At 72.0% G+C, this 7653-nt stretch carries 6 protein-coding genes; 4 read left to right on the top strand and 2 right to left on the bottom strand.

Annotation, left to right across the window (positions count from 1 at the left end; all coding sequences use genetic code 11):
• The first annotated feature begins 250 nt into the window (after positions 1-250).
• Together ACZ4WV_RS05705 and ACZ4WV_RS05700 are read left to right on the top strand one after the other, a co-directional pair.
• Positions 251-829, top strand: a complete 579-nt coding sequence (locus ACZ4WV_RS05705; RefSeq protein ID WP_465743133.1) for a TerD family protein — start codon at positions 251-253, stop codon at positions 827-829.
• Positions 830-977: 148 nt separating this feature from the next.
• A complete protein-coding gene (locus ACZ4WV_RS05700; protein ID WP_465743131.1) occupies positions 978-2069 on the top strand; it encodes a DUF475 domain-containing protein in 1092 nt (363 codons plus the stop codon).
• A 163-nt stretch (positions 2070-2232) separates the two neighbouring features.
• Here the strand turns inward: ACZ4WV_RS05700 and ACZ4WV_RS05695 are convergent, their stop codons facing one another.
• Positions 2233-3441 carry a DUF2637 domain-containing protein gene (locus ACZ4WV_RS05695; RefSeq protein WP_465743129.1) on the bottom strand — a complete coding sequence of 403 codons (1209 nt, stop codon included), beginning with the start codon at positions 3439-3441 and terminating at the stop codon, positions 2233-2235.
• Between the two features lie 395 nt (positions 3442-3836).
• On the opposite strand from ACZ4WV_RS05695, the gene ACZ4WV_RS05690 reads away from it, so the two are divergent.
• The gene (locus tag ACZ4WV_RS05690; protein ID WP_465743127.1) at positions 3837-4589 is read left to right on the top strand and encodes a Tellurium resistance; all 753 of its coding nucleotides are present in this window, start codon (positions 3837-3839) and stop codon (positions 4587-4589) included.
• Between the two features lie 100 nt (positions 4590-4689).
• Here ACZ4WV_RS05690 and ACZ4WV_RS05685 read toward each other — a convergent pair whose 3' ends face one another.
• A complete protein-coding gene (locus tag ACZ4WV_RS05685; protein WP_465743125.1) occupies positions 4690-5955 on the bottom strand; it encodes a TerD family protein in 1266 nt (421 codons plus the stop codon).
• 395 nt (positions 5956-6350) lie between these two features.
• On the opposite strand from ACZ4WV_RS05685, the gene ACZ4WV_RS05680 reads away from it, so the two are divergent.
• A complete protein-coding gene (locus tag ACZ4WV_RS05680) occupies positions 6351-7544 on the top strand; it encodes an HpcH/HpaI aldolase/citrate lyase family protein (protein ID WP_465743123.1) in 1194 nt (397 codons plus the stop codon).
• Positions 7545-7653 lie beyond the last annotated feature (109 nt).

Raw genomic sequence — 7653 nt, 5'->3', positions numbered from 1 at the left:
CCTCATTTCGCCCTCCCCCCCCCCCCCCTCCCCCTCCCCCCCCCTCCCCCCCCCCCCCCCCCCCCCCCCCCCCCCCCCCCCCCCCCCCCCCCCCCCCCCCCCCCCCCCCCCCCCCCCGGCTTCGTCCCCGTCCGTCGCGCTGCGAGGATGTGAGTTCAGGAAGTTCAGCCGGCCGAACCGGGCCGGCCGGGGCCGCGGGGGACTACACCTGTATGGCGCGCCCCGGGAGAAGCAAGGGAGGAAGAACAGCATGGTGGTCACGCTCGCCAAGGGTGGGAACGTCTCGCTCACCAAGGCTGCGCCGAACCTGACGCAGGTCCAGATCGGCCTCGGCTGGTCCGCCCGTTCGACCACGGGCGCACCGTTCGACCTCGACGCGAGCGCCCTGCTCTGCGGTGGCGGGCGGGTGCTCGGTGACGAGTACTTCGTCTTCTACAACAACCTCAAGAGCCCCGAGGGCTCGGTGGAGCACCAGGGCGACAACCTCGTGGGCGGCGACGACACGGGTGACGACGAGCTGATCCTGGTCAACCTGGAGCTGGTCCCGGCCCAGGCGGACAAGGTGGTCTTCGCGGTCTCGATCTACGACGCCGAGGCCCGGCTGCAGAACTTCGGCCAGGTCCGCAACGCCTACATCCGGGTCGTCAACTCCCTCGACGGCGAGGAGATCGCGCGCTACGACCTGTCCGAGGACGCGTCCAGCGAGACCGCGATGATCTTCGGCGAGCTGTACCGGTACGCGGGCGAGTGGAAGTTCCGCGCGGTGGGCCAGGGCTACGCCTCGGGCCTGCGCGGGATCGCGCTCGACTTCGGCGTCAACGTACAGTGAGGGAATAAACCGGACTTATCGCACCCGACCAACGATCATGAGAACAGAGGGCAGTGCGGGGGTGACCTGACCGGGCTCCGGCCCGGTCGGGCGTCTCGGGAGAGGCCGCCCCCGGCACGGCCAGAAACCCGAAAGGTAGCCAACTCCCGTGTTCATCCGCACATTCGGCTGGTCGTTCGCGATCACCGCCATCGGCCTGGTCGCGGCCGGACTGCTCTGGGGAGCCCAAGGCTTCGGCATCGTGCTGATCCTCTCCATCCTGGAGATCTCCCTCTCCTTCGACAACGCGGTGGTCAACGCCACGGTGCTGAAGCGGATGAACCCGTACTGGCAGAAGATCTTCCTGACGGTCGGTGTGCTGATCGCCGTCTTCGGCATGCGCCTGATCTTCCCGCTGCTGGTCGTCGGCCTGACCGCGAAGCTCAACCCGGCGACGGTGATCGACCTCGCGCTGCACTCCGACCAGACCCACAACGGCCTCACCTACGGCCAGTACCTGGAGGCGGCGAACCCGGCCATCGCAGCCTTCGGCGGCGTCTTCCTGCTGATGATCTTCCTGGACTTCGTGTTCGAGGAGAAGGAGCACAACTGGCTGAGCTGGCTGGAGCGCCCGCTGGAGAAGGTCGGCAAGCTGGACGCCCTGTCCAGCCTCGTCGCCCTGGTCGCGCTGGTGCTGGCCTCCCGCTTCTTCGCCGCGGAGCACGCCGAAACCGTTCTGCTGGCCGGTGTGCTCGGTCTGATCACCTACCTCGCCGTCAACGGCCTCTCCTCGATCTTCGAATCGGGGCTGGAAGAGGAGGCCGAACGCGAGGAGGAGGCCGAGAAGGCCGGCAAGTCGGTCGTCCAGGTGGCCGGCAAGGCCGCGTTCTTCCTCTTCCTCTACCTCGAAGTGCTGGACGCGTCGTTCTCCTTCGACGGCGTGGTCGGCGCGTTCGCCATCTCCAGCGACATCTTCCAGATCACCCTGGGCCTCGGCATCGGCGCGATGTACATCCGCTCGCTGACCGTCTTCCTGGTCCGCAAGGGCACCCTGGACGACTACGTCTACCTCGAGCACGGCGCGCACTACGCGATCGGCGCGCTGGCGGTGATCCTGATGGTCGGGATCAAGTACCACATCCCGGAGATCGTCACCGGCCTGATCGGCGTCGCCTTCATCGGGCTGGCGCTGGCCTCGTCCATCGTCCGCAACCGGCGTGCGGACGCGGAGGACGAACGGGAACTGGTCGGCAGCAAGTAGCGTGCCGGGCACGCGTGACGGCCGCCTCCGGGGTTCCGGGGGCGGCCGTTCGCGTTGTGGGGCTGGGGCTGGGGCGGGCGGTTGCGTGGCGGGCGGTTCGGTGTCCGGCGCCGCCGCCCCGCGCTGCCGCCCGCGTCGCGGCGGGAGGCAGCGCCGGGCCGGGTCAGCCGAGCTGCTGCTCGATGGCGCGCAGCTTGCGCTCCAGCGAGTCCAGCTTCGGCATCGACAGGGTGTCGTCGTCGGCGGTCAGGTCGACGGTCGAGCCGTGCCGGGGCGCGGCGGAGCCTCCGGCCGCGGACGAGTACGCCGAGGAGTACGCGGAGGAGGAGTCGCTGCTCGTCGAGGAGTACGCCGAGGAGCTCGTCGAGGAGTACGCGGAGGAGTAGGAGGAGCTGACCGCGGCCCGCGGGCGGCGGCCGGCCTCCAGGGCGGCCGGTTCGAACGGGTCGGCGGCGAACCGGTCCGAGGAGGTGCCCGTGGCGGAGGTGGCGCTGTCGTCCCTGGCGGCTAGGGCAGGCTCCGTAGCGCTCGGGCCGTCTCCGGCCGCCGTGAGCGCGGGCACCTGACGCCCGCCGCGGGCCCGGGCCAGCATGCCGCCCTGGCGGGAGATGGCCTTCAGCTCGGCCCGCTCGCGGCGGTCGGCGGTGCGGGCGCGGACCTTGGCGTCCAGCTTGGCCTGACGCTCCTCGCGCACCTCCTCGACCGCCTCGTCCAGGCTGCGGACGTTCTCCAGCAGCATCAGCGACCAGGCCGCGTAGGTCTCGCGCGGGGCGCGCAGCCAGCGGACGATGCGGATCTGCGGCAGCGGACGCGGCACGAGACCCTGCTCGCGCAGCGCCGCCTTGCGGGTCTGCTTGAGCGCGCGGTCGAACAGGATCGCCGCCGAGATCGACATGCCGGAGAAGAACTGGGGGGCGCCGGCGTGGCCGAAGCCGCGCGGGGCGTGCACCCAGTTGAACCAGGCCGAGGCGATCGCGAACACCCAGACCAGCAGGCGGGAGCCGAGCGCGGCGTCACCGTGGCTGGCCTCGCGCACGGCGAGCACCGAGCAGAACATCGCGGCGCCGTCCAGGCCGAACGGGACGAGGTACTCCCAGCCGCCGGAGAGGCCGAGGTTCTCGGTGCCGAAGCCCACCAGGCCGTGGAAGGACAGCGCGGCGGCGACACCGGCACAGCAGAACAGCAGGGTGTACGAGGAGATCCCGTAGATCATCTCCTTGCGGCGGCGGCGCTCCTCGCTGCGCTCCCAGGAGTCGGCCGCCTCGTCCTTCTTCGAGCTCTTGAAGCGCAGCGTCGCCATCATGATGGCGATGAACAGCAGGGCTGCGCCGCCGACGACGGTCCAGACCAACTGTATGGAGGTCAGGTTCATTGCGGGTCGGGCCTCGGGTTTCCGCAGGGGACAGGTTCACAGTGCGACACAGGTGGTCAGGTCCCTTGGTGCGGACACTGACTGACGATTCGTTCGTCTCCGCACGGAGTGCCGACCGTGCCCGCGCAGGGGCGGACGGGACACCTGTGCGGCTAGACGATATCGCGTCCGAAGGGGCGGCATGTTACGGGAGGGCGGCTTCCTCGGGCCAATCGACCCACCGGTCGGGGTCGCGGGTGGGCGCGGACCGCCTTGCGGGGTAGGGGAGTGGGGAGTTCGGGTATCGGTCGGCCGGGGCGATGCCCGATCATGGACCGGCGGAGCGCCGAGCCGGCGGACCACAGCGACCCGGCGGATCGTCAGATCGCCGGACCGAGGCAGGGGGAGAGGGCGGGATGGTCTCGATCTGGGAGTACCTGCGCGGGGACCGGAGCTACACCTTCGACAACCCGGACGGGCAGCACAAGGTCATACTCACCAAGTCGGCGCCGCAGCACGCCATCACCGGCTCCGCCGCCACCACCGGCTACCTCTACGTCAACCTGCACTGGACCATGCGCTCGGGCGCCGTCCGGCCGAGCACCCGGGACACCCTCAAGCGCTTCTTCAGCCCGCGGATCCTGCGCCCGCTGGAGCCGGACTCGCCCGGGGGCAACGAGCCGCTGAACGTCGACCTCGACCTGGCCTGCATGTACGAACTCTCCGATGGCACCCGGGGCGTGGTGCAGCCGCTCGGCGGCCTCTTCGGCGACCTGCGGGAGCCGCCGTTCATCAAGCTCAGCGGCGACGACCAGTACGGGGCGCCGTCCGGCGAGACGATGTACGTCAACCTGGAGAAGAAGGACAAGTTCAAGCGGCTGCTGATCTTCGTCTACATCTACGACGGCACCCCCGCCTTCGAGCAGACCCACGCGGTGATAACGATCGTGCCGCAGACCGGGCCGCGGATCGAGATCAAGCTCGACGAGCGGGCCCGGGCGGCGCGCTCCTGTGCGGTGGTGCTGATCGAGAACGCGGGGGACAACCAGCTGACGGTGCGCCGCGAGGTGCGGTACGTGAACGGGTTCCAGGCGGACATCGACCGGCTGTACGGGTTCGGGATGCAGTGGCAGCGGGGGTACAAGAACCAGACGGCGGGCGGGGACTGAGCCCTGCCCGCCCCGGCGGGGCCGTGCGGTCTGCAGCCCCGCCGGGGCGGGGCGCCGGGTCTGCGGCCCCGCCGTCAGGGGCGGGTGTCGAAGGCGGCCCTCAGCGCGGCTGGAACTGCGGGCCCTGCGGCGGGAGGGCGAACTCCTCGGCGGCCGGTGCCGGGGGCTGCGCCGGTACGGGCGGCTGCTGGCCGGTGCCGGGCTGGTGCTGGGGGTAGCCGTAGCCGGTGCCGGGTTGCGGCGGGGCGGGCTGATGCGGGTAGCCGTAGCCGGTGCCCGGCTGGGGAGCCGGCGGCGCGGGCGGGTACGGCTGGGCGGGCTGCGGGTAGCCGTAGCCGGACGCGGGCTGGTGCTGGGGGTAGCCGTAGCCGGTGCCGGGTTGCGGCGGGGCGGGCTGGTGCGGGTAGCCGTAGCCGGTGCCCGGCTGGGGGCCCGGCGGCGCGGACGGGGCCGGCGGGACGTTCGGCAGCGCGGTGGGCGGGGTGGCCGGCAGGGGTGTCACGGCCGGCGGGGCCGTGGGCGGCGGCGGGGTCGACGGTGACGGCGGCACGGCGGGAGATGGGGTGGCCGGGCCGCTCGCGGCCGGTGCGGGGGTGGCCGGCGCCGGAGTGGCCGGTGTCGCAGGGGCGACCGGGGGCTGCGCGGGTGGCTGCGGCCGGCCGGTCGGGACGGCCGGGGACAGGGTGAAGGTGCCCGGCTCGGGCCGGGGCGCGTGGCGCTGCTCCGGCAGCGGGGTGACGCGCGGATCGACCGCGCCCGCCGGGCCGCCGGCGGTGGACGCCGGGCCCTGGGCCGGCTCGGGCGCGGTGGCCTCCGCCTCGTCCTCCACGGTGATGCCGAAGTCGGTGGCCAGGCCGATCAGCCCGGACGTGTAGCCCTGGCCGACCGCCCGGAACTTCCAGGCGCCGTTGCGCCGGTAGAGCTCGCCCGCGACCATCGCGGTGACGTTCTCGCCGTCGGCGATCGCGAACTCCGCGACTGGTTGCGCGCCTTCACCCGTCGTGGCGTCGAACAGCAGCAGCCGCAGTCCGGGGACGGCGCGGAACGGCCCGCCCTCGGAGGAGCCGGCCAGCACCACCCGGTCCACGTCGGCGGGCAGCTTGGCCAGCTCGACCTCGACGGTGTCGATGATCTCGGCGCCGCCGGCGGTGTGCTGCTTGGGCAGGTGGCGGACCAGTCCGGAGGGGTGGCGCGGCTGGTTGTAGAAGACGAAGTCGGCGTCCGAGCGGACCCTGCCGTCGGTGCCGAGCAGCAGCGCGGACGCGTCCACGTCCGGCGCACCGGGCGTGGCGCTCCAGCGCAGCACGGCGCGGACCGCCGCCGCCGGCAGTGCGAGGTTGGCGCCCTTGGCCATCACGTGCGTCATAGCGGACCATCCTGCCTGTTCGCCACCCCTTCGGACAACGTGACGGAGACCGTCGCGGTGGGGGCGGACTTTGCCAAGACTTGTGCCGGCCGGAGGTTTGCCCTCGCCCGTCGGTGTCCTGCGGCGGGGCCTCCGGGCGGACGGATGGTGAGGACGGGGTGCTCATACGGTGCTCGCCCAGTGCTCATCCGGTGACCGTTCAAGCGGACGCCGATGCTCCGGGATGTTCCGGGAGTTCAGTGACGGGGAACCGGGAACGGCTGGAAACCGTCCGTACGATGGGCGTTCGATAGGCCCCTGGGGTCCGGCGGAGGGGAGTCCGCCGGCGGTGCCTCCAGGTGAAACGTCCAGGTAGAACGGCTGGCCGGTGGCCGTCCACCCCCGAGGAGAGCACCTTGCGCCATTTCGGCCACCTCGCCCACGACGTCCGCGCCCGGCTGTTCCTGGAGCAGCCGCGGAGCTTCAGCGCGGACTGCGAGCCCGCGGTGCTCGCCACCGCCCTCGGCGGCACGCTCTACAGCCCCGCCACCAGGCCCGCACTGGCCGCGGGCATCCGCAAGCAGGCCGCCCGGGGCGTGGTGTCGATGGTGCTGTGCCTGGAGGACGCGATCGCCGACCACGAGGTGGATGCCGGGGAGCGGAACCTGGTCGAGCAGCTGACTGACCTGGTCCAGGATTTCACCGACTGCGCACAGGATCACCCACTGCTCTTCATCAGGGTTCGCGCCGCCGCCCAGATCCTCGACCTGGCCGAGCGGCTCGGCCCGGCCGTCGCGCTGCTCAGCGGCTTCGTGCTGCCCAAGTTCACCCCCGCGACCGGCGGCGCCTACCTGGCCGCGCTCGCCGCCGCCGAGGCCGCCACCGGGCGACGGCTGTTCGCCATGCCCGTCCTCGAGTCGCCCGAACTCGCCCACCTGGAGACCAGGCGGGAACAGCTCCACCGCCTCGCCGACCTGCTCGCCGGGCACCGCGAACGGGTGCTCGCCGTCCGGCTCGGGGTCACCGACCTGTGCTCCGCGTACGGGCTGCGCCGCTCGCCCGACCTCACCGCGTACGACGTGGCGCTGGTGTCCTCGGTGATCGGCGACGTGGTCAACGTCCTCGGCCGGGCGAACGGCACCGGGTACACCGTGACCGGCCCGGTCTGGGAGTACTTCCCGGTGCAGGAGCGGATGTTCAAGCCACAGCTGCGCCGCACCCCGTTCACCGCCACCGGCGGGACGGCCGGTGCGTCCGGGGAGGAGGTCCGGCGCCGGATCATCGAACACGACCTGGACGGGCTGATCCGCGAGATCGAACTCGACCGGGCCAACGGCCTGCTGGGCAAGACCTGCATCCACCCCAGCCACGTCCCGGCGGTGCACGCGCTCTCCGTGGTCACGCACGAGGAGTACTGCGACGCCCGGGACATCCTCCGCCAGGAGCAGGACGGCGGCGGAGTACTGCGCTCGGCGTACACCAACAAGATGAACGAGGCCCGGCCCCACCGCGCCTGGGCGGAGCGGGTGCTGCTGCGGGCGGAGGTGTTCGGCGTGGCGCGGGAGGACGTGAGCTTCGCGGAGCTGCTGTCCGCCTGCCTGTGCGGCTGAGCGCGGGAGCCCGCGGGATGAGGACCGAGCACGTGAACCGACGAACACCATCAGACGAGCACCACGAGCACCACGAGCACCATGAGCACCATGAGCACCAGCGAAGGCG

It is taken from the genome of Kitasatospora sp. NPDC029312, from assembly GCF_055569215.1.
This window is presented reverse-complemented; position numbering and strand designations above follow the sequence as displayed.